Annotated in this window: 24 protein-coding genes; 8 read left to right on the top strand and 16 right to left on the bottom strand. The window is 71.8% G+C overall.

Annotated elements, in window-relative coordinates; translation table 11 throughout:
* Positions 1–11 precede the first annotated feature (11 nt).
* Entirely contained in the window at positions 12–1,463 is a 1,452-nt protein-coding gene (locus tag NNW99_RS17650) for an MFS transporter (RefSeq protein ID WP_251058109.1), read from the bottom strand.
* A 64-nt stretch (positions 1,464–1,527) separates the two neighbouring features.
* Here NNW99_RS17650 and NNW99_RS17655 point away from each other — a divergent pair, with 64 nt between their 5' ends.
* A complete protein-coding gene (locus NNW99_RS17655; RefSeq protein ID WP_251057846.1) occupies positions 1,528–3,501 on the top strand; it encodes a protein-arginine deiminase domain-containing protein in 1,974 nt (657 codons plus the stop codon).
* Positions 3,502–3,509: 8 nt separating this feature from the next.
* Here NNW99_RS17655 and NNW99_RS17660 read toward each other — a convergent pair whose 3' ends face one another.
* The gene (locus tag NNW99_RS17660; protein ID WP_215120106.1) at positions 3,510–4,358 is read right to left on the bottom strand and encodes an aldo/keto reductase; all 849 of its coding nucleotides are present in this window, start codon (positions 4,356–4,358) and stop codon (positions 3,510–3,512) included.
* 298 nt (positions 4,359–4,656) lie between these two features.
* Here NNW99_RS17660 and NNW99_RS17665 point away from each other — a divergent pair, with 298 nt between their 5' ends.
* Complete coding sequence (locus NNW99_RS17665; protein ID WP_215120107.1) at positions 4,657–5,583, top strand: helix-turn-helix transcriptional regulator; 927 nt, start codon at positions 4,657–4,659, stop codon at positions 5,581–5,583.
* Between the two features lie 24 nt (positions 5,584–5,607).
* On the opposite strand, the gene NNW99_RS17670 is transcribed toward NNW99_RS17665, so the two are convergent.
* The 7 genes from NNW99_RS17670 to NNW99_RS17700 form a co-directional block, all read right to left on the bottom strand.
* Positions 5,608–5,838, bottom strand: coding sequence for a hypothetical protein (locus NNW99_RS17670; protein WP_215120108.1), 231 nt, complete (start codon positions 5,836–5,838; stop codon positions 5,608–5,610).
* Positions 5,839–5,843: 5 nt separating this feature from the next.
* Positions 5,844–6,413: a DUF5994 family protein gene (locus tag NNW99_RS17675; protein ID WP_215120109.1), complete on the bottom strand. Its 570-nt coding sequence runs from the start codon at positions 6,411–6,413 to the stop codon at positions 5,844–5,846.
* A gap of 149 nt (positions 6,414–6,562) precedes the next feature.
* Positions 6,563–7,030 (bottom strand): DUF5994 family protein, encoded by a 468-nt coding sequence (locus tag NNW99_RS17680; protein ID WP_215120110.1) that lies wholly within the window; start codon positions 7,028–7,030, stop codon positions 6,563–6,565.
* A 23-nt stretch (positions 7,031–7,053) separates the two neighbouring features.
* Positions 7,054–7,452: a DUF5994 family protein gene (locus NNW99_RS17685; RefSeq protein ID WP_215120111.1), complete on the bottom strand. Its 399-nt coding sequence runs from the start codon at positions 7,450–7,452 to the stop codon at positions 7,054–7,056.
* A 451-nt stretch (positions 7,453–7,903) separates the two neighbouring features.
* Entirely contained in the window at positions 7,904–8,581 is a 678-nt protein-coding gene (locus tag NNW99_RS17690; RefSeq protein ID WP_215120112.1) for a hypothetical protein, read from the bottom strand.
* A 167-nt stretch (positions 8,582–8,748) separates the two neighbouring features.
* The gene (locus NNW99_RS17695; protein ID WP_215120113.1) at positions 8,749–9,264 is read right to left on the bottom strand and encodes an SRPBCC domain-containing protein; all 516 of its coding nucleotides are present in this window, start codon (positions 9,262–9,264) and stop codon (positions 8,749–8,751) included.
* Positions 9,265–9,310: 46 nt separating this feature from the next.
* The gene (locus NNW99_RS17700) at positions 9,311–10,006 is read right to left on the bottom strand and encodes a type 1 glutamine amidotransferase domain-containing protein (RefSeq protein ID WP_215120114.1); all 696 of its coding nucleotides are present in this window, start codon (positions 10,004–10,006) and stop codon (positions 9,311–9,313) included.
* A gap of 154 nt (positions 10,007–10,160) precedes the next feature.
* Between NNW99_RS17700 and NNW99_RS17705 the strand changes: the two genes are divergently transcribed.
* Positions 10,161–11,108: a LysR family transcriptional regulator gene (locus tag NNW99_RS17705; protein ID WP_215120115.1), complete on the top strand. Its 948-nt coding sequence runs from the start codon at positions 10,161–10,163 to the stop codon at positions 11,106–11,108.
* A gap of 17 nt (positions 11,109–11,125) precedes the next feature.
* Here NNW99_RS17705 and NNW99_RS17710 read toward each other — a convergent pair whose 3' ends face one another.
* Positions 11,126–11,764: an SRPBCC family protein gene (locus tag NNW99_RS17710; protein WP_215120116.1), complete on the bottom strand. Its 639-nt coding sequence runs from the start codon at positions 11,762–11,764 to the stop codon at positions 11,126–11,128.
* 100 nt (positions 11,765–11,864) lie between these two features.
* On the opposite strand from NNW99_RS17710, the gene NNW99_RS17715 reads away from it, so the two are divergent.
* The gene (locus tag NNW99_RS17715) at positions 11,865–12,524 is read left to right on the top strand and encodes a TetR/AcrR family transcriptional regulator (RefSeq protein WP_215120117.1); all 660 of its coding nucleotides are present in this window, start codon (positions 11,865–11,867) and stop codon (positions 12,522–12,524) included.
* On the opposite strand, the gene NNW99_RS17720 is transcribed toward NNW99_RS17715, so the two are convergent.
* A complete protein-coding gene (locus NNW99_RS17720) occupies positions 12,521–12,955 on the bottom strand; it encodes a hypothetical protein (RefSeq protein ID WP_215120118.1) in 435 nt (144 codons plus the stop codon). The genes NNW99_RS17715 and NNW99_RS17720 overlap by 4 nt on opposite strands.
* 188 nt (positions 12,956–13,143) lie before the next feature.
* Between NNW99_RS17720 and NNW99_RS17725 the strand changes: the two genes are divergently transcribed.
* Positions 13,144–13,332, top strand: a complete 189-nt coding sequence (locus NNW99_RS17725) for a hypothetical protein (RefSeq protein ID WP_215120119.1) — start codon at positions 13,144–13,146, stop codon at positions 13,330–13,332.
* A gap of 16 nt (positions 13,333–13,348) precedes the next feature.
* Here the strand turns inward: NNW99_RS17725 and NNW99_RS17730 are convergent, their stop codons facing one another.
* A complete protein-coding gene (locus NNW99_RS17730) occupies positions 13,349–13,954 on the bottom strand; it encodes a TetR/AcrR family transcriptional regulator (RefSeq protein WP_215120120.1) in 606 nt (201 codons plus the stop codon).
* 94 nt (positions 13,955–14,048) lie between these two features.
* Between NNW99_RS17730 and NNW99_RS17735 the strand changes: the two genes are divergently transcribed.
* Complete coding sequence (locus tag NNW99_RS17735) at positions 14,049–15,068, top strand: aldo/keto reductase (RefSeq protein WP_215120121.1); 1,020 nt, start codon at positions 14,049–14,051, stop codon at positions 15,066–15,068.
* Positions 15,069–15,083: 15 nt separating this feature from the next.
* On the opposite strand, the gene NNW99_RS17740 is transcribed toward NNW99_RS17735, so the two are convergent.
* The 4 genes from NNW99_RS17740 to NNW99_RS17755 form a co-directional block, all read right to left on the bottom strand.
* The gene (locus NNW99_RS17740; protein ID WP_215120122.1) at positions 15,084–15,593 is read right to left on the bottom strand and encodes an inclusion body family protein; all 510 of its coding nucleotides are present in this window, start codon (positions 15,591–15,593) and stop codon (positions 15,084–15,086) included.
* A 23-nt stretch (positions 15,594–15,616) separates the two neighbouring features.
* Complete coding sequence (locus tag NNW99_RS17745; protein WP_215120123.1) at positions 15,617–17,491, bottom strand: thiamine pyrophosphate-binding protein; 1,875 nt, start codon at positions 17,489–17,491, stop codon at positions 15,617–15,619.
* On the bottom strand, positions 17,488–19,527 hold the full coding sequence (locus NNW99_RS17750) for an FAD-dependent oxidoreductase (RefSeq protein ID WP_215120124.1): 2,040 nt from the start codon (positions 19,525–19,527) through the stop codon (positions 17,488–17,490). The genes NNW99_RS17745 and NNW99_RS17750 overlap by 4 nt, the downstream gene beginning before the upstream one ends.
* A gap of 172 nt (positions 19,528–19,699) precedes the next feature.
* Complete coding sequence (locus NNW99_RS17755; protein WP_215120125.1) at positions 19,700–20,923, bottom strand: MFS transporter; 1,224 nt, start codon at positions 20,921–20,923, stop codon at positions 19,700–19,702.
* Positions 20,924–21,019: 96 nt separating this feature from the next.
* Here NNW99_RS17755 and NNW99_RS17760 point away from each other — a divergent pair, with 96 nt between their 5' ends.
* Both NNW99_RS17760 and NNW99_RS17765 read left to right on the top strand, forming a co-directional pair.
* Positions 21,020–21,382, top strand: a complete 363-nt coding sequence (locus tag NNW99_RS17760) for a helix-turn-helix transcriptional regulator (protein WP_215120126.1) — start codon at positions 21,020–21,022, stop codon at positions 21,380–21,382.
* A 95-nt stretch (positions 21,383–21,477) separates the two neighbouring features.
* Entirely contained in the window at positions 21,478–22,392 is a 915-nt protein-coding gene (locus NNW99_RS17765; protein ID WP_215120127.1) for a hypothetical protein, read from the top strand.
* Positions 22,393–22,419 lie beyond the last annotated feature (27 nt).

A 22,419-nucleotide genomic window follows, 5' to 3' on the forward strand; every position in this document is an offset into this window, starting at 1 on the left:
GGCGGGCCGGCTCACTCTCCCCGCTGCCCGTGCCCTCCGAAGCCGTGGATCAGCGCCACCGCCAGCGCGCTGATCAGCAGCAGCACGCTCATGTACAGGACCACCGGCCAGGGCTCTCCCCCGGCCGCCTCCAGCAGCGCGGCCGCGATGAGGGGTGCGGTGCCGCCCGCCAGCGCCGCCGCGACCTCGCGGCTGAGGGCGACTCCGCTGAACCGGGTCCTGGTCGTGAACAGGTCCGCCAGGAAACCCGCCTGGGCGCCGAGCTGGGCCCCCAGCAGCAGCCCGCTCAGGCCGAACGCGAACGACACGTACCCGGCCTCCCCGGTGTCCAGCAGCCAGAAGAAGGGAAACGCGAACGCCGCCGCGGCCACCATGGCCCAGCCGAGCACGACCCGGCGGCCGAGCACGTCACCCAGCGCCCCCGCCACCGGTGTCACCGCCGCGCTGCACGCGAAGTAGATCAGCGCCCCGACGAGGGTGACCGTACGGGAGACCTTGAGCTGCTCGGTGAGATAGGCGAGCGCGAACACCACCGGGATGTAGGCGGCGACGTTCGGCCCGATGCTGCTGACCACCCCGAGGAAGAGGGTCCGCGGAGCGCCGCGGGCCAGCTCCACCGCAGGCGCACGCGCGACTCCCCGCTCCCGCTTGACCTGCTCGAACATCGGGCTCTCGGCCACACTGACGCGGATGTAGAAGCCGGTCGCCGTGACGAGGAGGGTGACCAGGAAGGGGATGCGCCAGCCCCAGTCGAGGAAGTCGTCCGGGGGCAGGGCCGCCACGGCGGCGACGGCCCCGGCCGAGAGCAGCGCGCCGACCGCCGCACCCGCCGGGGGGATCGCGGCGTACCGCCCGCGACGCTCCGGCGTGGCGAACTCGGCCAGGGTGAGGGAGGCGCCCGCGTACTCGGCGCCCGCGCCGAACCCCTGGATCATCCGCAGCACCACGAGCAGCGCGGGCGCCCACGCCCCGGCGGTCTCGTACGTCGGCAGCGCGCCCATCAGCGCACTGGCCAGGCCGACCGTGACCAGCGTGATCACCAGCATCCGTCTGCGGCCCAGCCGGTCCCCGTAGTGCCCGATGACCAGCGCGCCGAGCGGCCGGACGGCGAACCCGACGGCGAACGTGGCGAAGGAGGCCAGGGTCGCCGCGACCGGGTCGCCGGGCGGGAAGAACAGCCGGTTCAGGACGAGCGCGCTCATGGTGCTGAAGAGGATGAAGCCGTACCACTCCAGCGCGGTGCCGATGGTCGTCGCCAGCACCACGCGCGTCAGCATGGACGGTCGTTCACCGGCCATACGCCGCATATACCGCATCCGGCCACTCTCGTCGAGGGTCTCCGCCCGCCCGCCGAACCTCGCCGGTGCCGGGAGCGCGGACCCGTCGTACGGACGCAGCGCCCGCCCCGGCCGTCCGAACACGCTCTCCGGCGGGAGCGGGCCGAGCGCCAACCGCCCCTTCACAAGCAACGCACAGGCCTTCTTCCGCCTCTTGCACAGCGCCACCCCCAATCGAGAGGACCGCGCTGTGCGTTCACGTACTCCCATACGTCCACGTCTGATTCCGGCCGGGTCGCTGGTTCTGGCCCTCGCCGCGGCCGGGTCCGTGCTGGCCGGGCCGGCCGGCTCCGCGTTCGCCGCCGAGACGGCCGGCCGGGCCGATCTGCGCGCCGATGTGAACCGCGACGGGCGGGTCGATGTCACCGGCGGCAGCGACAAGACCGGTGAGGACACCTGGTCGGTCGGGCGCGGGGCCGTCTACCTGCCCAACATCGACGACGACACCAAGCGGTGTCCCGTCACGGGGCCGGGCGGCAGACCCCTGTCCGACGCCAAGCTGGCCGCGTGCAACGACGGCACCGACACCAAGGTCAACGGCGCCGCGGACGCCGCCGACCTCGCCCGGGTCCGTTCCGTGCCCCTGCCCGGCCTGGCCTCGAACGCCAAGGGCAGCCTGAAGCTCACCACGGGCGGCAAGCACGCCCATCTGTTCCTCAAGCGGGACGGCAAGTGGGTCCTGGTGACGCCGGCGACCCGGCTGACCGCCGCCGAACTGCGTTCCGGGGTGGAGTTCGGCGTCGAGGGCACCGACATCGTCCGGGACGCCGCGAAGTGGGACGGCCGTGCGGTGGTCCGGCTGACGGTGACCGCCGGGCAGAAGACCACCTCCGACGCCGTGACCCTGCGCGTCGCACCGCTGCTGACCCACCATCATCTGCAGAACACCCAGCAGGTGATGGTGACCGAGGTCCAGGGCCAGGGCGAGTACAGCCGCCTCCAGCAGAAGTTCGTCGCCGAACTCGGCAAGGAGGTCAAGAAGGCCGGGGTCACCACGCCGCTGGTCAAGTTCACGAAGTACGCCGACCCCTGGGCGCAGGACTTCGTCGAACCGGCCTACGTCAACATGAGCGGTCCTGGCGGGCAGCCGCAGGTGATGCGTGTGATGCTGCGCTCTGCCCAGCCGGACCGGGACGCGGGCCGCGAGCTGTTCGAGAAGGTCCGCGGCCGGGACATCGGCGTCGTGCAGGTGAAGGACCCGGCGGAGCCCGACGACTGGTCGCTCAACTCCTTCGGCAACCTGGAGACCATCCCGCCCTACGCGCACGGCGGGCGCTCCTTCCCGGCCGGGCGCATCATCATGGGCGAGCGCAAGGACAGCGGGGCACGTCCGTCGAAGGTGATGCGGACGATGCTCAAGTCGCAGGGCATGCAGGACCCGCTGCTGCTGGACACCTCCTGGCTGGGCGTCGGGCACGTCGACGAGTTCGTGCAGTTCCTGCCCGCCGACACCCCCCGCGGCTGGCGCATCGGCGTCGCCGACCCGCAGTCGGGGCTGCGGCTGCTGCGGGACGCCAAGCGCGACGGGCACGGCGCGACGAAGATGTTCTCCGTCCCGGGCCGCAGCGACAGCCCCGCGCCCAAGGAGACCATCAACCAGGCGCTCGCCTCCCGGCACCTGGTGTCCGACAACGAGATGGCGGCCCGGCGCATCGCGGCCAACCTGGAGATCCTCAAGCGGGAGACGGGTGTCACCGACGAGGAGATCGTGCGGGTGCCCGCGCTGTACACCCGTGAATCGGAGGCCTTCTCCGCCGAGGGCCAGGACGTTCCCGTGCCGCGGCTGACGCGCATGGGCGCCGCGTCCGACCTCGTGGACAGCCTCCGGGACCGGGGCCAGCAGAAGTGGCTCGCCGAGAACCCGGCGGCCCCGCGTGCGGCGGCCGCCCCGGCGACGGTGCAGACCAGCGCGTACGTGCCCGGCGCGGTCAACGGCGTGCTCCTCGGCCGCGACCGCTACCTCGCCCCGCGCCAGTGGGGGCCCGTCATCGCCGGCAAGGACATCTTCACGGAGGCCGTCAACGCCGTCTACACGAAGGTCGGCATGAAGGTGTCGTACATCGACGACTGGTACACGTACCACCTCGGCATGGGTGAGGTGCACTGCGGCACCAACACCCTGCGCGAGGCGTCGGGCGCGTGGTGGCGGCAGCCGGTGCGGTAGCGGGTGAGTCAGTCCTCGACGCGGACCCGTCCGAGCCTGCCGACCATGGCGGGGTCGCGGTGGTCGAAGAACAGGGACGTGCCCGCGTCGAGGGCCGCGATACCGGCCATCTCCTCCTCGGTGAGGGTGAAGTCGAAGACGTCGAGGTTCTCCGCCATGCGCTCCGGGCGGACGGACTTGGGGATGACGACGACGTCGCGCTGGATGAGCCAGCGCAGCACGACCTGGGCGACGGACCTGTCGTGGGCCTCGGCGACGGAGGTCAGGGCGGCGTGCGTGAAGAGGTTGTTCCTGCCCTCGGCGAAGGGGCCCCAGGACTCGATCTGGACGCCGTGCTCGCGCATGAACCGCTGGTCGGCGGTGCGCTGGTGGAAGGGGTGGGTCTCGATCTGGTTGACGGCGGGGGCGATGTCGTTGTTGTCGATCAGGTCGATGAGCCGGTCCGGGAAGAAGTTGGACACGCCGATGGCGCGCACGCGGCCCTCCCGGTGGAGGTCCTGCAGGGCGCGCCACTCGCTGTAGACGTCGCCGTAGGGCTGGTGGATCAGGTAGAGGTCCAGGTGGTCCAGGCCGAGCCTGCGCAGCGAGGCGTCGAACGCGCGCTTGGTGTTGTCCTCGCCCGGGTCCTGGACCCACAGCTTGGTCGTGACGAAGAGTTCCTCGCGCGGGACACCGCTGGCCTTGATCGCCCGGCCGACGGCCTCCTCGTTGCGGTAGGCGGCGGCGGTGTCGAGGGAGCGGTAGCCGGCGGCCAGGGCGTCGGCGACGGCCCGCTCGGTCTGCTCGGGCGGAATCTGGTAGACGCCGAATCCGAGGATCGGCATCTCGACGCCGTTGTTGAGGGTGACGTGGTGCATGGGGGGGGTCCTTTCAGACGTTCGCGGCGATCACGAGGCGCTCGGCGGGTACCCGCTCCAGCAGCAGCGCCGTCATCGACGTCACGGCCAGCGCACCACCGGAGCCGACGGGCACCATCGGCCACACCGGACAGGGCAGCCACACACACCCGCCGAACACAGGCGAGCGCCGTCGGTCGGCTGCGGATGTCGAGCCTCGCGTGTTTTCGGTCCTGGTGGCAGGGCGGGCTGTTCAGGGGGTATGGCAGGGCCCCCCACGGCTCCGCCGGGCAGGGCGGGGCGGTGTGACACTGGCCGTATGGCATCCGAGCAGAGCAGCGGTGGGGGTGGGGGTGGGGGTGGGACGGAGCTGGGGCAATTTCTGCGGGCGCGGCGTACTCAGACCCTTCCCGAGCAGGTCGGTCTCACCGTGGGTCCCGGGCTGCGCCGTACGCCCGGCCTGCGCCGTGAGGAGCTGGCGACGCTCGCCGGGATGAGCATCGACTACTACGTCCGTCTGGAACGCGGCAAGGAGACCCGCCCCAGCCCCGCCGTGCTCGACGCCCTCGCCCGGGCGCTGCGCCTGGACGACGCCGAGCACCAGCACCTGCGCGAACTCGCGGCCCGGGCCGCCCGGTACGCCCCCGAGCCCTCGCCGCCGCCCAGCCGGACCGTGCGTCCGCATCTGAAGCTGATCCTGGAGACGCTCCGCCCGAGCCCGGCGTACGTGATCAGCCGGAGCATGGACCTGCTCGCCTGGAACCCCGGCGGACTCGCCCTGTACGCGGGTATCGCCGACTGGCCCGCGGGGCAGCGCAATCTCGCCCGGTATCTCTTCCTGCACCCCGATGCCCGCGGTCTGTTCCCCGACTGGGACGAGCAGGTCCGCGGCTGTGTGGCCCGGCTCCGCAGTCTGGCGGGCACCGCCCCGGACGCGCCCGACCTCACCCGGCTGGTGGGGGAACTCGTCGTCAAGAGCCCGGACTTCGCCGGGCTGTGGGAGCGCTACGACGTCATCGGGCGCAAGAAGCTCCAGAAGACCTTCCACCACCCCGAGGTCGGCGTCCTCACCCTCGCCGGCCAGAGCATGCAGCTCGAAGGCACCCCCGGCCAGCGCCTCGGCGTCTACACCGCCGACCCCGGCACCCCCGACCACGACGCCATGCTCCTCCTCGACCTGACCGCCCCCGAAACGGCCGGGGCTCCGGAGACGAAGGCCGGGCGGCAGCGGCGTACGGGGCCCTGACGGGCCCGGCGAACTGATCGACGGTCAGCCGTGCTTCGCCTGCCCACGCTCATGGTCGCGGTCGCGGTGCCTGAGGCGGAGTCGCCCGTGCGCCTTGCGCCGGGCCGACGGAGCCGGTCCCTGGACCGGGATCCCGGAGCGGCCGTAGTGGACGGCGGCCATGCGGTCGCCGTGCTGGGAGTTCAGCAGGCGGATGAGGAGGACCCCGATCACGATCATCCCCAGGATCGCGGCCACGGTCACGAAGGTCTCCACTGTCCTCACCTTCCCGTCGGGACGGGGCGAATCGCTGCCGGGTCGCGGGCCGCGTGCCCGCCTTCGGAGTCCCAGACCGCCTCCACGGCCCGGTCGGCGTCGCGCAGGGTCCGCAGCCGCGCCGCCGCCTCCTCCAGCAGCCGGCTCGCGCCCAGCACGCCGCGTGGGTCGCTCGCGGCGGCCATCAGCCAGGCGGCCGACTCGGGAGTGGACTGCGGTGGGACGACCAGGAGGTTCCAGCGGCCCAGGTGGTAGGAGAGCAGCAGCAGTTCGTGCGGGTCCTGCTCCTCCAGGAACCAGCCCACGTTCACCACGTGCCCGGCGACGGGCACCTTGCGGGGAACGACCGGCCACTGGGTGGGATTCACGGTGACCCGGGTGATCCGCCCCCACAGCGGATCCAGTACGGCGGCCAGGGCCGGGAGTTCCGCCGCGAGATCGCGGGAGCGAGGCCACCAGGCGCCGTCCAGCAGGGCCGGGGCGGAGCCGACGGGTGCCAGCGACAGACGCGGAGGGGCCGGGGAGAACCGGTCTTCGGCTTCGGTCGTCGGCGGGTGGGAGATGGTCGCAGTCATGACGCGGACCTGCCCCGGGCCGGTCGGGACCGGCCCGCGTATTGAATCGCCGAAAACGACACGGGCCTGGCAGCCGGTGTTCGAAATGTCCTCGGTCGTTTCAGCGTACTCCGCGAACAGGCCCGACGGACCGTGCGCGGAGCCAGGGCCTATGCGCTGCCGGTGTCGAGGAGGATCCGTTCGGCCCGTGTCACGCTGCCGGCGCGGACGGCTTCGGACATGGCCGCGCGCGCGGCGTCGGGCGTCGCGTGCGGCGGGACCACGAGGAGGGAGAAGAGATCCTGCTCGCCCCGGGTGATGAGGACGGTGTCGTCACCCGCCGCGAAGGAGTCGATGTGGACGACACGGCCGTCGATGGTCATCCGCGTCGGCAGCCCTTCCCAGGCACCGGCGTCCAGACCGACCCGCAGCACGGGCCCGAGGGACTCGGTCAGCGCGGCGATCAGGCCGGGCAGTTCGGCGGCGATGTCACGGGAGCGCGGCCACCACGCCCCGTCGAGCACGCCCTGCCGGTCGTGCGTCGTCTCCAGCCGTACGACAGCCGTCCCGGGCCGGACGGCCCGGTGGACGGCGTCCGGCAGGAGCCTTGTCACGCGCGGGGCGGAGGAGTCGGCCATCGCACTCGCCTGCTTCCCTGTCGTCACTCCTGATCGCTCGCGGCGGCCGCCATCAGCGGTTCCGCCGCCGCCTCGGTCGTGTCCGGGGGCACCACCATCAGGTCCCAGCGTCCCCGGCCGGGGGCGAGCAGGACGGCGGTGTGCGGGGCGGACGCGGCGAGGGCCCGGTGCAGTCGTACGACCTCGTTGAAGACGAGCGTGCGGCCGGGCACCTCGGGCCACATCGCCCCGTTGACGGTGACGCTGGTGATCTGGCCCCACGCGCGGGGCAGCCCCGCGAGCAGCGACGGGAGCTCCGCGAGCAGGTCGTACGAACGGGGCCACCACGCCCCGTCGATGGGCCGGGGCATGCCGCTGCGGGGTGCGAGGCGCATCCGCAGGACGGGCCGGGAGGGGATCTGGGGTTGCAGTGCGGTGGTCATGATGAGCTCCTGCCAACTGCCGTAAGAGAGCGAATGGTCGAGGTCAGGCGCGCCGGGCCGCGACCCGCTCGGCCGTGCCGGGGGCCGGTGAGGTCGGCGTGGTGGAGGTCGGCAAGGAGGTCGGCGGCGTCCGGTCGTCGCGGAACAGCCGGCCGACGTGTGCGTGCGGCAGCCCGCGCAGGCGGGTGCCGTGGCGGTACGGGGACGTCGCCCTGGAAGCTCATCGTGGGCGTGGCCGGAACGGACGGCATGCGGGGCTCCTCGGCCTGGATGCGGATGGCGCGGCCGGGGTCACGGGCTGCCCCAGTGAGAACGGGTGACGTGCTCGGGGAGGAAGGTGCTCGGGTGGGACTCGCCGGAGACGAGGCGACGGTCCGGGGCCGGTCGATTCCGGCATGCGGAAATGCTTGTAGTGTCCACCGTACTCCGGCCGTGTAACAACCAGGACCATTCAGGTCCCGAGGACCAGGACGCGGAACGGACCCGGCGGCGTGGTGCCCGGGGTGTCGCCGTCGAGGCACCGCCACCCCCAGGACCGGAGCGCCTCGACGGTGATGGCGTCGGAGCGGCTCACCAGCGTGACGCCGATGGTGGCGCCGTGGTCGGTGAGCAGCCGCCTCTGGAGGCGCCGGGCGAGGTTCCAGGCGCGGTCCTGGTTCTGCCGGCGCACCCAGGGCTGGACGAGGATCTCGCAGACCACGAAGAGGCGCCCGGAGCCCGCGAACCGGAGCAGGCTTCCCGGGAGGTATCCGTCGAAGCCCTCCCACCAGGGCCCGTCGCCGCGCACGGGGAAGCCGTAGGCGCAGCCGGTCAGGGCGGTGGTCTCGGCGATCAGCAGCGAGAACCCCGGTCGTCTCGCGTCGGCCGTCAGCCGGCGCAGGAACGCGCCCCGGGCCTCGTTCCAGGCCCATGGGCCGCCGCCGGAGGTGTCCGCGTACAGATCGCCCAGCTCCCCCAGCCGGTCCGCGACCTGACACCGGGGCAGCTCACGGATCCGGGCGCCCTCGCGGGGCGAGGAGCCGCGCTCCGGCCTCGGCCGGGGCTGCCTGCGCGTGCCGTGCCGGTCCGGGACGGCACGGCGCCCGGGAGGCTCTGCGGTCGTCGGCGCGACCGGAACGTGCACCGTCATGAGGCAAGCCCTGCTCCGGGCACGGAAGGACCCGACCCGGGGTCGTCGGTCGCCGAGGGCGGCACCGGTGTCGGGGCCGGTGCGCGAAGGGCTCTCGGTACCCCCACGGTACTCCCGGCCGCGCACCCGGCCTCCGGGTGCGCGGCCGGGAGGCCCGGGGTGTGCGGCTACCTGGACGCGGCGGCGACGAGGCCGTCCAGCCAGGCCTGGTGGCCGTTGAGCATCGGGTTGGGCCGCTCGGCCGCCAGGGCGGCGGCGGGCCGGCCGATCTGGGTCTCCTGGGTCAGGATCCGCACCCGGCCGCCCGGCAGGTCCTCCACCAGCCAGGCGTGCAGCACGTCGAGCCGCTCCTCGGGCGTACCGTCCTGCTTCGCCGTCCAGGACAGCCGGCCGGGGACGCCCTCGGCCGGGGCCTGGAACTGGACGACACGGGCGTCCAGCGGCGGGAAGCCGAACGTGCCGAAGCGGAACGCGAGGCCGTCCTTCAGCCCGGGGCCGCCCCCGTCCGGGAAGGAGATGTCCGCGACGTTGTCGTAGTAGCCCTCCCAGGTCGAGGTGTCGGTGAGGAAGGGCCAGACGTCGGCGGCCGTGATGCCCTGGACGATCACCTCGTTGGAGACGAAGTTGTCGCCGGTGCCGGGCAGGTACTTCTGCGGCCAGTCGATCGCGTGCTGCGTGGTCATGGTGCGGGGTGTCCTTCTGGTGAGCGCGCTGCTCGTCAGCGCGTGGTCAGGGGAGCTTCTTGAGCAGTTCGGCGGCGAGCGGGGCGGAGGAGGCCGGGTTCTGGCCGGTGACGACATTGCGGTCGACCCGGACGTGCGGCGCCCACGGCTCCCCGGTCTCGACCGTCAGACCGGCCTCGGTCAGCCGGTCCTCCAGCAGCCACTTCGCCTGGTCGGCGCTGCCGGCGAGCCGCTCCTCGGTGTTGGTGAAGGCGGTGATCCGGTAGCCCGCGTAGGCGTTGCTGCCGTCCTCCTTCACCGCCGCCAGCAGCGCGGCCGGGCCGTGGCAGACCACACCGACCGGCAGCCCGGACCCCACCGCCCGGGCGAGGAGAGCGCCGGAGTCGGTGTCGACGGCCAGGTCCTCCATCGGGCCGTGGCCGCCGGGGACGTACACCGCGTCGAAGTCGTCGAGGCGTACGTCGGTCAGCGCCAGCGGGGTGCGGAACTCCGGGGCGCCCTCCAGCACGGCCTTGATCTTCGCGGCGTTCTCCGCGCCGCCCGCGGCCTCGGGGGCCAGGCTGCCCGGGTCGACCGGCGGGACGACGCCGCCCGGGGTGGCCACGGTGATCTCGTGACCGGCGGCCCTGAACGCCTCGTAGGGGGCGACCGCCTCTTCGGCCCAGAAGCCGGTGGGGTGCTTGCTGCCGTCGGCCAGCGTCCAGTGGTCGGCGCCGGTCATCAGGAAAAGGATCTTCGCCATGAGGTGCTCCTACGGGTGGTGACGGGGTGGTGGGTCCGCATGGTCCGGCCGCGTCGTGGCTCCGACGCTAGAACCGGTGCCCATCGGAGTACCAATAGGAGAGCCGATTTCCGCCATCGACACTCCGATGTGTCCCGGCGGCTACTCTGGCGTCATGGAGAACCGGACGCCCGAGGCCACCGGTACCGGCAGGCGGCTACCCGCCCATGCCGACCTGAACCTGCTGCGCACCTTCCTGGCCGTCTACCGCGCCGGGACGTTCACCGCCGCCGCGCCCGCGCTCGGGCTGTCCCAGCCCACCGTGACCGCGCAGATCCGCGCCCTGGAGCAGCAGACGGGCCGCGAGCTGTTCACGCGGCTGCCGCGCGGCGTGGAACCCACGCCCGTCGCTCACGAACTGGCCGCGCGGATCGAGGGCCCGCTCGACACCCTCGCCACCCTGGAGGGCGGCGGCCCTGAGGGCGGTCCCACCCTGCCCGTGCATCTCGCCGGACCGTCGGAACTGCTGTGCGTACGCGTCCTGCCCGCCCTGGTCCCCCTCGTCGCCGACGGCGTCCAGCTCCGCGTCACCCAGGGGCTGCCGGAACCCCTGCTGGAGGAGATGCGGTCGGGCCGCCACGACCTCGTCATCACGACCCGGCGCCCTCGCGGCCGGGCGTTGGAGTCCGTCCCGCTCGCCGACGAGGAGTATCTGCTCGTGGCCTCCCCGGGCTGGGCCCGGCGCATCGCTGCGGATCCCCGGGCCGACGGCGACCTGTGCGCCGCCCTGCGCGAGGTGCCGATGGTCACCTACGCCGAGGACCTGCCCATCGTGCGGCGCTACTGGCGGACCGTCTTCGGCAGGCAGCTCACCACCCGGGCCGCGGTGACGGTGCCCAACCTGTACGCCGTGCTGTCCGCGGTCAACGCCGGGGCGGGCGTCAGCGTGCTGCCGCGTTCGCTGTGCCAGGAGTACCTCGACTCCGGCCGCCTCGCGCTCCTCCACGACCCGGAGGAGGCGCCGTTGAACACCCTGTTCCTCGTCCAGCGGCCCGGCGCCGAGGCCAACCCCGATGTGCTCCGCGTCCGCGACCGGCTCCGGGCGGCTGCCCGCGCCTGGTAGCCGCGCCCCGTGCCCTATCAGCCGGTGGCGCCGGCGCGGGACTCGGCGGCTGCCTTCAGATCGCGCAGCCACGCGTCGAGACCGTAGCCGAGGGCCTTGGTGGCGGTGGGAACGTCGGCCTCGACCTGGGCGCCGGTCCAGGTCTCCTCGGTGTGGACGCGCACGCCGCCCTTGACCTTCCGGTACGTCCACAGGTGGACGCCCTCGTCGATACGCAGCCCCTCGCCGATCGCGGGTCCGCTCCACAGGACGCAGTCGCGGTCGCGGAGTTCCCGGACGGTGGAGGTGATCTCCAGTGTGGTGGCGGGGGTGGTCGGGGTGGCGGGTGCCGGGGTCGTCCACCGGAACCGCGAACCCTTGCGCAGACGGCCGGAGTCGAGCCGCTCCATGGTGGTGACCGGGGGCTGCCAGGACGGCCAGCTCTCCACGTCGGTCTGCAGCTTCCAGATGGTGCTGAGCGGGGCCTTGATGACGATGTCGGCCTCGTAGCGGATGAGGGCGTCGCCGTCGACGCCGCGCCCGCGGCACTGGGACGGGGACGGACCGCCCTGCGGGGTGGCCTGGGCGGTGGGGACGGTGCTCGCGAGAACGCCGGCGACGGCGAGCGCGACCAGGCCCGTGACGGCGCCGCCTCGTGCGTTGCTGATGCTGACCATGGTGTCCCTCTCGATCTTCGGTTATCTGTCTTCTCGTTCGTTAGAAGTTGTAACTCACCAGCCGAGAGAGTGTCAATAACTTTGGTGATAACCTCTAACAGTGACTGAAGCAGGAGCGAAGACCCCCCGCGAGCGCTACCGCGCCCAGGTGCGCACGGAGGTCAAGGAACACGCGTGGGAGCAGATCGCCACGGCCGGAGCGTCCGCGCTGTCCCTCAACGCGATCGCCAAGCGGATGGGGATGAGCGGGCCCGCGCTGTACCGGTACTTCGCCGGGCGCGACGAGCTGATCACCGAGCTGGTCACCGACGCCTACCGAAGCCTCGCCGACACCTTCCGCGCGGCCTCCGAGGCCGGGCCCGATGTCATCGCGCTGGGGCACGCCCTGCGCGGCTGGGCCCTGGCGGACCCGCAGCGGTACCTCCTGATCTACGGCACCCCGGTCCCCGGCTACCACGCGCCCGACGACGTCACCGCGATCTCGTCGGAGATCCTGGCAACCCTGCTCGACGCCTGCGCCACGCTGTCACCGGACACCCCGGCGACCCCGCCGACCTCGCTCGACGCGCACCTCGAAGCCCACCGCGAGTGGGCGGCCGGCCACCCCGCCCCGCCCGTGGCCCTCCGCCGGGCCCTGGCCTTCTGGACCCGGCTGCACGGCGTCCTGTCCCTGGAACTCGCGGGCCACTTCCGGGGGATGGGGATCGATCCCGCACAGCTCTTCGCCGCCGAACTGGACGAACTCTCCCGCCCGGACTAGACCCTGCCGCCGGGCCCGCCGCCGTTATGGGCCCTGCCGGGGCCGAGGCGGCGGTAGGCGGCGCGGGCGTGGGCCAGACGGGCCAGGGCCGTGCCCAGCAGGGTCGCGGCGAGCAGACAGGCGAGCCAGGTGGTGTCACGGTGCCCGGCCCAGGTGAGGGTGCCGGCGGGCGGGATGACGAAGCCGTTGAGGAACAGCCAGCACAGCAGGGCCGTACCAGGGGCGGCCGTGAAGCGCGCGCCAAGGCCGAGCAAGGCGGCCAGCAGGGACAGGGCGGGCAGGGCCAGTTCCGGACGGCCGGGCCCCACCACGGTGTTGAGCCCCGCCACCAGCGCCAACGCCCCCGCGAAGGCCCCGGCCCAGACCAACGGGGTCGCCACCGGCCGCGGGACGGGCCTGGCTCCGGTGCCCAGAGGCATCCACTTGATCATGCTGCCGCTTCCGCTCTGCCGGCCTGTTCCGAAGTGCTCGCCAGGGTGCCATCAACACCACCCCGGAGAAACACCGAATCCGGACAGTCGGCCAGGGGGAGTCGAGGGCGCGACCCCGGATATCGGCTCGCCCCGCGCCCCCGGGGTGCGTACGGTCGCGTCGCAGACGTCGCGAGAGTGGGGGGACCGTGGCCAGGAGGCGTTACGTCGCCAGGGGTGTGCCCGGGGGCTATCGCGTCTGGGACAACCGGGGCCGGCGCTGGTGGGGCGACCTCTACGAGCTGTGTCCCGACGATCTTCTGACCGAGCTCAACGGGCAGGCGGACCAGGCCCGGATCACCGCGCTGATGAAGCGCTACCGGGCACAGAAGCGCTAGACGCTCGCCCCGCGGGTCAGCGCGGACGGCGCAGCCCCGTGACGAGGAGGCCGACCAAGCGGCGGGCGTCGTAGCGGGGGTCGTGGTCCGCGCCGATGCAGAGGTTGCCCACGCCGCGCATCAGCTCGTACGCCTCGATGACGGAGTCGATCTCGCCCGCGTCGGCCGAGGCGGTGAGCAACTCGGCGCAGACTGGCACGAGTCGGTCGATGAAGTAGGCGTGCAGCGCGTCGAAGCCGGCGTCGTCGGAGTGCAGGGCGGCGGCGAGGCCGTGCTTGGTCACCAGGAAGTCGACGAAGAGGTCGATCCACTGCCGCAGTGCGGCGTGCGGGGTCGCGGCGCTCGCCAGCAGGGCCGGACCGGCCTCGGCACAGGCGTCGACCTGATGCCGGTACACGGCGATGATGAGGTCCGCCCGGTTGGGGAAGTGCCGGTAGATCGTGCCCACCCCGACCCCGGCCCTGGCCGCGATGTCACGTACCGGCGCCTCCACGCCCGAGGTGACGAAGACCGCGGCGGCCGCGTCGAGCAGCGTCGCCTTGTTGCGCCGGGCGTCCTTCCGCCGGGACGGGGCCGCGCGCCCTTCGTCCTCGCCACTGCCGTTCACCGCGTCACTCCTCATCGGAACTCACACTTGCCGAAACGGAACAGCGTTCCGTATCGTCGTAAGCGGAACAGCGTTCCGCTTCATTCATGATGCCAGAGGAGACACGGTCATGCAGTACCGCACCCTGGGCCGCACCGGCGTACAGGTCAGCTCCCTCGCGCTCGGCGCGATGAACTTCGGCCGGATCGGACGCACCACCCAGGACGAGGCCACCGCCCTCGTCGACGCCGCCCTGGAGGCGGGGATCAACCTCATCGACACCGCCGACAGGTACAGCGGCGGCGAGTCCGAGGAGATGGTCGGCAAGGCCATCGCGGGCCGCCGCGACGACATCGTGCTGGCCACGAAGGCGAGCATGCCGATGAGCGACGAGCGCAACCACCAGGGCGCCTCGCGCCGCTGGCTGGTCACCGCGCTGGACGACAGCCTGCGCCGCCTCGGGGTCGACCACGTCGACCTGTTCCAGATCCACCGGTGGGACCCGCGCACCGGCGACGAGGAGACCCTGTCGGCCCTGACCGACCTGCAACGCGCGGGGAAGATCCGGTACTTCGGTTCCTCGACCTTCCCCGCGTACCGCATCGTGCAGGCCCAGTGGGCCGCCCGCGAACGGCACTTGAGCCGCTACGTCACCGAACAGCCCGGCTACTCGGTCCTCCAGCGCGGGACAGAGACCCATGTCCTGCCCGTCACACAGGAGTACGGGCTCGGGGTGCTGGTGTGGAGCCCGCTCGCCTCGGGCTGGCTGACGGGCGCCGTCCGCGAGGGCCGGGACATCACCACGAACCGCTCGGCGTTCATGCCGGAGCGCTTCGACACCTCCCTCCCCCACAACCGGGCCAGGCTCGACGCCGTCGAGCGGCTCGCCGGGGTCGCCGACGAGGCCGGCCTGACCATGATCCAGCTGGCGCTCGGCTTCGTGACCGCGCACCCCGGTGTGACCAGCGCGCTCATCGGCCCCCGCACCCCGGAGCACGTCACCGCGCAGCTCGCCGCCGCCGACACCGTGCTCACCGCCGACGTCCTCGACGCGATCGACGCGATCGTCCCGCCCGGCACCGACCTGGCCCCGCACGAGAAGCACGACACCCCGCCCGCGCTGCTCGACCCGTCACTGCGGCGCCGCTGACCGGGCGGGGAGGCGTCAGGCGTCCTCGATGGTGATGAAGGGGTCCCACTGGAAGTACCCCTTCAACTGGCGGTGGCGGTCCAGGATCTGGAAGGAGAAGTGGTAGGTGACCTTGCCGGACCGCTTGACGGTCGTCCGCCAGTAGTGGTCCTGGTAGCGCTGGGTGTCGAACTCCGGGCGGCCCTCGCTGCCCTCCTTCGGCAGCGGGTAGATGCCGTCGATCACCTCGATCTCCGGTGTGCGGATGAGCTGGTGCTGGCTGTCGCTGCTGACGTAGCGGTAGAGCAGGGCCTTGTAGTCGCTGCCCAGTGAGACGGTCGTCTCGCGCCACTTGACGGTGTCGCCGGGTTCGGCCCGCAGGTTCAGCTCGGCGCCCGACGTGCCGACGATGTGGTCGTGGCGGGTCGTCATGTAGATCAGGCTCTGGTCGACCTGGGTCGGTGCGTCGGGGTTGCGGGAGGCGTTGGGGTTCCGTTCGACGATGGTGGCCGCGTCGAACGCGATCAGGACGTTGAGATCAGCCATTTCTTCTCTCCCTGTGTCGGTTTCTACGGGTGCGGAACCTTGTAGGCCATCGCCCGCGGGTAGTCGTGCCGGTGCAGCCGGACGCGCACCAGGAGCGGTCCGGCGTTGAGCGGGTCGGCCGGGTCGGTGAGGCGGGCCAGGAGGTCGTCCAGGTCCGCGGTGTGGCTGACGCTGACGCCGTTCGCCGGGGTCCTCCCGCCGGCGAAGACGGCCGGGAGCCGGTCGTAGTGCCAGGGGTGGAGGACGTTGTAGAAGTCCGGTTCGGCCCCGTCGCGGTCCGCGTAGAACTCCGGGTGCACCAGCATCTGTTCGATGCCGTAGAAGTGGCCGTTGTCCATGACGAAGACCACCGAGCGCAGTCCGAGCCGGGTGTGGGTGGAGAGTTCCTGGCAGGTCTCCTGGAAGGCGCCGTCGCCGACGAAGACCATCGGGCGGGCGTCCTCCCGCTCGGGGGCGAGCGCGGCGCCGGTGGCCGCGCCGACCGACCAGCCGATGGACAGCCAGCTGACCTGCGAGAGGAATCCGCCCGCCGGCAGGGACAGGTTCATCGAGCCGATGAGGGAGAACGCGGCGTCCGAGACGACCGTCCAGTCCTCGCCGGTGTCGTGGTTCAGGAAGTGGTTGATCCGGTCGAAGACGCCGTCGTAGGTGAGGTGTTGCCCGTCCGGCCGGTGGGATCGCGTGTCAGCGGTACGGAGGGAGGCGCGGTGCTGTGCGAGGGCCGCGGGGCGGTGTGCGAGGGCCGCGGTGCGGTGTGCGAGGGCCGCGGGGCGGTCGCCCGGTGAGCCGTGGTGGTCGTAGGACTCGGCGTAGTAGTCGGCGGCCAGGCACTCGGAGCCGTAGGCCTTCACCAGGGCGTCCTGGAGGGCGGGCAGCAGATGGCGGAGCTGGACGTCGGGGAAGTAGGAGGTGCCGACGCTGACGCCGCCGAGCGCGGCCATCACCCAGTCGCCGCCGACGGACTGCTCGCCGCCGAGGTTCTTCGACGTCGACCAGGCGCCGAGCCCGATCCGGCAGGTCGCCCAGTCCTTGAACACGCGGTGCACATCGGGGTGGCTGGCCGGGCCGTTGTAGACGCCGTGGAACTGCGGCAGGTCCTCGTCGACGACGGCCTTGGCTCCGACGGTCGTGCAGAACGGCACGCCCGTGGCCTCCACCAGGCCGGTGAGCTGCTCGCCGAGGCGGAACCGGTCGATCTCCTCACCGGCCCACACGATCGGGCGGGGCCTGCCGTCCGGGCCCGGATGTTCCTCGACCAGGGTGAGGACCGCCTGCACGGCGTGGTCCAGCATCGTCTGGTTGCGCGCGCTGAACGGCCGCTCCCGGGGCACGATCGGTATCTCGGGCGCGGGGCAGGGCTCGTCCCAGAGGTCCTCCATGATCTCCAGGTAGACCGGGCGGCGCTCGGAGAGGCACGCGGTGAGCGCGGCGTCGATCTGGCCGGGGGCGAGACCCGGGTGGGAGACGACCTGCGCGTCCACGGTGACCTGCCGGTAGACGTCCAGGTTGCTCTCCGCACGCGGGCTCATGTGCGAGGTGAGCAGGCCGACGGCACGGTAGTTCTGCCACTGCTCGTACGGCGGCGAGGCGTTGACGGCGACCAGCGGGACCTGCTCGACGTAGGCGCCGCCACAGGCGTTGAGCAGGTTGAACGCGCCCACGCTGTAGGTGACGGCGACCGCACCCACGCCGTGGATACGGGCGTAGGCGTCGGCGGCCTGGCCCGCGCCGCCCTCGGTGGGGGTACCGACCCACTCGATGTCGTCCTCGTCCCGCAGGGTGGTCAGGAACGGGCCGAGGTGGTTGCCGGGGACGCCGAACAGATGGGTGATGCCCAACTCGGCGAGCCGCAGGGCGAGATAGCGGGCGACCGTGCACCCGCGGTCGATCGCGGTCATGCCCCCTCCCCCGGGACGGTGACCGGCGGAGCCTGATGAACGGCGAGCGCGGCCCGTACGGCGCTCTCGAGGGCGCCCTCGATCCAGGCGTGCTTGAGGGAGGTGTGCTCCCCGGCGAAGTGCACCGGGCCCTCGGGCCGCGAGACGTCCAGATGGAAGCTGGTCATCTGGTGCGCGGTGTAGATGGCGGCCTCGCCGAAGGCGTACGGGTCGCGGGCCCAGCTCTTGGTGGCGCCCCGCCCGGTGAAGAACACCTCGATACGGCGGCCGTGCAGGGCCTGGAGGTTGCGCAGGGCGTAGACGTAGCGCTCGGCGCCGCGCATGGAGTCCCAGCGGGCGGCGTCGTCGGACCAGCAGTAGGAGGCGAGGACGACGCCGCCGGTACTGCCCTCGATCCGGTGCGAGGGGTAGTACATGAACCGGTTGGGGTTGTCGGCGGCGGAGCCACCGCCGAAGCAGTGCGTGGCGGGCCGGACGGCGGGCCCGCGCAGTGGCAGGGCGCGGTCGAGCTGCCGCATCTCCTCGGTGACGCCGCTGTCCTTGACGGCGACCCCGAGCAGCCCGGCGAAGGCAAGGCTGGGCCCGGAGTCCGCGGACACGACCGTCAGACCGGTGCCGTCCTGGCCGCCCTGCCGGTAGTACTCGTACAGCCCCGGCGAGATCCGGTCCAGTTCCTCGCGCCAGTCGTCCTCGGTGAACTCCCACCAGCGGTGGCTGAACTCCAGCAGCACCTTGGTGGCCTGGTCGTAGTGGGTCTCGATGATCGCGCGGCGCTTCTTGTACGACATCGAGGGGACGATCTCCACGAAGCGCAGGGCGGAGAACGGGACGGTGACGATCGCCAGGTCCGCCGCCCACAGGCGGGGCGGGCCCTGTGGATCGTCCTCGGCGACGGTCTGCACGGCCACGCCCCAGCCGTCGGGCCCGACGACGCCGGTGCCCTCGGGGTCGGTGTCGCGGCTGGGGTCGTGATACTCGAGGCGGATCATGCGGTGACCGAGCCGCACCTCGTCGCGCAGGCCCTGGTGGAGGGTGTGCGGCAGGCGCCAGCTGCCGCCGGGTATCTCCCAGTAGCGGACGCCCGGGTTGATGTCGCTGCGGCTCAGGAAGCTGTGGAAGAAGGAGAGATGCAGCCGCGAGGACATGTTCTCCAGGGTTCCGACGGCCTCGATCGCCTCGTCGCTGAGCCCGGCGTGATCGCGCAGGAAGCCGCCCATCGAGTAGCCGTCGAAATCACGGATCACCCGCGCCCAGCCCTCGACCCACTCCTCGAACGGCTTGTTGACGCGCCGGCCGTCGACGAGGTCGGAGTAATAGTCCCGCACGGCCTCCAGCGCATCATCGACCATCTTCACCACAGGAGAACGGACTTCGTCCCCGGTGAGATGGAAGCCCTCATTGACACGCTCCGGCCCGGCGGCGTACTCGGACCGCCGCACCTGGACCCGGTTCGTACGGATCCAGGAATTGCCGCGCTTGTCGGGCTCGCGGAAGTCGGGGCTGCCGTCGCCGTAGGACCAGGTCCGGCCGGTGAAGGAGGAGTACGACACCGGTGGCACAGGGACATCGGGGCCGCTGCCCGTGCCGGGGTCCACGTCCACGTTGTAGAACTGGCGGCGGCCGAGCCCGAGTTTGTCGACCAGCGCGAGGACGAGCGGATGGAAGTCCGGCAGCCGCATGGCACCGGCCTCGGCGTACTGGGCCGGGTCGTCGAAGGGCTGATGGTGCTTGGTGGCCCGGAACGTCTTCACCCGCCCGCCGACCCGGCTGCCATTGGCCTCCAGAATCGTGACCTCGTGGCCGGCGTCCTTGAGCAATCGCCCCGCGACGAGCCCGGCGATTCCGGCCCCGACGACGAGGATCTTCTTACGCGGGTGCTGCGTGGGGCCGAGACGGCCCGTGTCGATCAGGGTGTGCAGATAGTCGAGTTTGAGGTCCTTGCCGTCCGGCCCGACGAGCAGAAGCTCACGGGCGAGCCGGAGACAGGTCTGCCAGCGGGCACGGGTGGCGGAGCTGTCCCGAGAAGTGTCGGTCATAACTGGCGATCGTAGATATGACGAAACGATTTAGTGTTTTTACCGACGGGTAAAGTCCGGAAAACGCCGATCGCCTTTGTTGACGGGATTTCACCTTGCTCGAATTCCCTTTCGAGGGCGGGGGATTCTCCAGAGACGGAAGGGAAAGGGGGCTCGATATTCCATCGATAATTCACTTGCGGAATATCTGAATCCCGGCCCGGGATCCCCTGCCGTGGCCGGACAGGACGACCGAACCGCCGATGACGGCCAAGCCCATCAGGACCGTTCCGAAGAGGGTCGCCCCGGTGGGCAGACCCACGGCGTCCATGAGATAGCCGGTGGACACCGGCAGCAGACCGGCGGGGAGGTAACCGCCCACGTTCAGCGCGGCGTTGGCCTCGGCGAGCCGCCGCGGCGGGACGCTGGAGTTGAGCAGCGAGAGGCCGCCGAGCTGCCCCATGCCCTGACCGGCCCCGGCGAGCAGCGCGGAGGCGACGAGCAGGGCCACCGACGAGGTGTGCACGGCGACGATCAGCGCGGCCATGCTCAGGGCGGTGCTTCCGGCCCCGGCGGTCAGGATGGCGCGCCGGGGCAGCTTCCGCACGGCGAACTGGACGCCGGTGGCGGCGAGGAACATCGCGAACGCCATGGCTCCGGCGACGATCCTGCTGGTGGTGCCGAGCAGTTCGGTCAGCAGGGTGGGGCCGAGCGACAGCACGAAGGACGTGGCGGTGATGCCGGGCGCGAACACCGCGATACCCAGGGCGAGATGGATGCCGTTGCCGTGCGGCACACCGGGCACGCGCACCCAGGCACCCTTCCCTCGTACGGAGGGGCGGCGTACCGGCATACGCAGCACGGCTAGGACGGCCGTGACCAGCAGGACCGCCTCGACGGCGAAGACGGTCACGGTGGGCGCCGGCAGCGTCTCGGAGAGCAGACCGGCGAGCAGCGGGCCCAGCCCGGCGCCGAAGACCATCGCGCAGGAGGCCAGCAGCGCCGCCAGCCGCTTGCGTTCCGGTCCCGCGACATCCGTCACGGCGGCCATCCCGGCCGACACGACGGCTCCGACGGCGATACCCGTGAAAAGCCGGGCGATGATCAGCGCGGTCACCGTCGTGGCGGTCGCGAAGATCGCGCAGGCGGCGAGCGCCAGGGCGAGGGCGGGCAGCAGCACGGGCTTGCGGCCCAGCCGGTCGGAGACCACACCCGAGACGAGCAGCGAGCCGAGCAGCCCGACGATGTAGGACGCGAAGACGACGGTCAGGGTGCCCTTGGAGAACCCGATGTCGCGCTGCCACAGCACATACAGCGGGGTCGCCGCGTTGGACAGCACGAAGACGGCGGTGACCGGCCACGCCGCCAGCCACACCCACCAGGTGGGGGTACGGGGTGCGGCCTGACTCTCGGACATGGTGGATCCCTCCGGCTACTCAGTACGAGTTTTCTCGAACTTAGCATGCAGTACGATGAAACTCGTACAAGCGATTCGGATGCCAGGGAGCTGCCCATGTCCGCGACGGCTCACGACGTGCCGGCCATCAAGGTGCTGCCGGAGCCGCTGCCCGAGCCGGCCGTGGAGGAACTGCGTCTGGAGACGGTGCTGGGCGCGCTCAGCGACCCGCTGCGTCTGACGATCGTGCGCAAACTGCTCCTGGAGTCGGAGGCGTTCGACCACTCCTGCGGCTGGTTCGGCCTGGAACGCCCCAAGTCCTCCCTCACCCACCACTTCAAGGCCCTGCGCGAGGCCGGCATCACCCGCCAGCGCCAGTACGGCCTGGAACGCCGCAGCCACGTCCGTGTGGCCGACCTCGACACGCGCTTCCCGGGCCTGCTGGCGCTGGTGGCGGCGTGGGCCCCCGAGGCACCGTGAGGTGACACGGGGCCACCACCGACGGCCGTCCGTCGCGTTGTCCAGGGCGGTGGACCGCAGGGCCGAACATCCGAGGCAGGGAGAGGGGTCATCGCATGGGCAGGAGCGGGAGCGTCGCGGTCGTGGTCGCCGGGCTGGTGCTGGCCGTCGGGGGATGCGGTGGCGGCGGTGGTGACGACACGGACGGACTGACCGGTTCGGCCGGTCCGGCAGGGAGGAAATCGGCCTCGGCCACGCCGGTTTCGCCGCCCTCCGAGGAATTGGTGAAGTGGGCCGGCGAGGTCTGCGAGTCGACCGTCGCCCTCAAGGATCTGCGGACGGAGAGCGCCGCGGATCTGAAGGAGATCCGCGGCGAGGACGAGGGGGATCTCCTCGCCGGGGCCACGGCGCTCGGCTATCTCTCCGGCACGCCGTCGGCGGTGGACCGTGTGCGGAGCGACCTGGAGGATCTCGGCCCGTCGGGCGTTCGCGCGGCCGACCGGATGCTCGATGCCCTGCGGAAGAAGGTGAACGGTGTCGCGGCGAAGCTGGAAGCCGTGTCACCGGCCGTGGGTCTCGAGGATGCCCCGGAGAGTGCCGAGGACGTCGACAAGCAGGTGCAGACCCTCACCCCGCCGAAGCCGGACCTGCCCGAACTCGCCGAGAAGGACCCACGGCTCGCGGCCGCCTACCGGAAGGCCGACCAGTGCGCCCCTGGCTGGCAGCCCGGCGATACGGACCCTTCCACACCCGACCCCTCCGGCCCCTTGCCCGAGGCGGCGGACGGCAAGAACTTCGCCGCCTGCTCCGACGGCGCCTGCGAGGTCCTGGTGACCTCCACGGCCGACATCACCGCGAACGGGACGAAGGTCCATGTCACCGTCGCCGACGAGCACGTCACCTTCCGGACGGACGGCACGGTGATACAACTCGGCGGCACGGGCGGCGAGGCCGGGTTCGGCGACGCGTTGAAGGCGACGATCGTCGCGCACGACAGGAACGGTGCCGTGTTGAGGTTCAGCACGCCCTGAGGCAATGGCTGTCGGGGCTTCCGGGGC

Origin of the sequence: Streptomyces sp. CRCS-T-1 (assembly GCF_024442335.1) — a bacterium.
In the GTDB taxonomy this organism is placed as follows: Bacteria; Actinomycetota; Actinomycetes; order Streptomycetales; family Streptomycetaceae; genus Streptomyces; species Streptomyces koelreuteriae.

What these genes read in the sequence shown, in the direction of transcription:
- NNW99_RS17700 (WP_215120114.1), bottom strand. Translation starts at nt 10,006, where the DNA reads ATGGCGAAGATCCTTTTCCTGATGACCGGCGCCGACCACTGGACGCTG.
- NNW99_RS17730 (WP_215120120.1), bottom strand. Translation starts at nt 13,954, where the DNA reads ATGAGGAGTGACGCGGTGAACGGCAGTGGCGAGGACGAAGGGCGCGCG.
- NNW99_RS17705 (WP_215120115.1), top strand. Translation starts at nt 10,161, where the DNA reads ATGGAGAACCGGACGCCCGAGGCCACCGGTACCGGCAGGCGGCTACCC.
- NNW99_RS17740 (WP_215120122.1), bottom strand. Translation starts at nt 15,593, where the DNA reads ATGGCTGATCTCAACGTCCTGATCGCGTTCGACGCGGCCACCATCGTC.
- NNW99_RS17720 (WP_215120118.1), bottom strand. Translation starts at nt 12,955, where the DNA reads ATGATCAAGTGGATGCCTCTGGGCACCGGAGCCAGGCCCGTCCCGCGG.
- NNW99_RS17765 (WP_215120127.1), top strand. Translation starts at nt 21,478, where the DNA reads ATGGGCAGGAGCGGGAGCGTCGCGGTCGTGGTCGCCGGGCTGGTGCTG.
- NNW99_RS17755 (WP_215120125.1), bottom strand. Translation starts at nt 20,923, where the DNA reads ATGTCCGAGAGTCAGGCCGCACCCCGTACCCCCACCTGGTGGGTGTGG.
- NNW99_RS17735 (WP_215120121.1), top strand. Translation starts at nt 14,049, where the DNA reads ATGCAGTACCGCACCCTGGGCCGCACCGGCGTACAGGTCAGCTCCCTC.
- NNW99_RS17750 (WP_215120124.1), bottom strand. Translation starts at nt 19,527, where the DNA reads ATGACCGACACTTCTCGGGACAGCTCCGCCACCCGTGCCCGCTGGCAG.
- NNW99_RS17710 (WP_215120116.1), bottom strand. Translation starts at nt 11,764, where the DNA reads ATGGTCAGCATCAGCAACGCACGAGGCGGCGCCGTCACGGGCCTGGTC.
- NNW99_RS17695 (WP_215120113.1), bottom strand. Translation starts at nt 9,264, where the DNA reads ATGACCACGCAGCACGCGATCGACTGGCCGCAGAAGTACCTGCCCGGC.
- NNW99_RS17685 (WP_215120111.1), bottom strand. Translation starts at nt 7,452, where the DNA reads ATGACCACCGCACTGCAACCCCAGATCCCCTCCCGGCCCGTCCTGCGG.
- NNW99_RS17690 (WP_215120112.1), bottom strand. Translation starts at nt 8,581, where the DNA reads ATGACGGTGCACGTTCCGGTCGCGCCGACGACCGCAGAGCCTCCCGGG.
- NNW99_RS17745 (WP_215120123.1), bottom strand. Translation starts at nt 17,491, where the DNA reads ATGACCGCGATCGACCGCGGGTGCACGGTCGCCCGCTATCTCGCCCTG.
- NNW99_RS17675 (WP_215120109.1), bottom strand. Translation starts at nt 6,413, where the DNA reads ATGACTGCGACCATCTCCCACCCGCCGACGACCGAAGCCGAAGACCGG.
- NNW99_RS17760 (WP_215120126.1), top strand. Translation starts at nt 21,020, where the DNA reads ATGTCCGCGACGGCTCACGACGTGCCGGCCATCAAGGTGCTGCCGGAG.
- NNW99_RS17660 (WP_215120106.1), bottom strand. Translation starts at nt 4,358, where the DNA reads ATGCACCACGTCACCCTCAACAACGGCGTCGAGATGCCGATCCTCGGA.
- NNW99_RS17665 (WP_215120107.1), top strand. Translation starts at nt 4,657, where the DNA reads ATGGCATCCGAGCAGAGCAGCGGTGGGGGTGGGGGTGGGGGTGGGACG.
- NNW99_RS17680 (WP_215120110.1), bottom strand. Translation starts at nt 7,030, where the DNA reads ATGGCCGACTCCTCCGCCCCGCGCGTGACAAGGCTCCTGCCGGACGCC.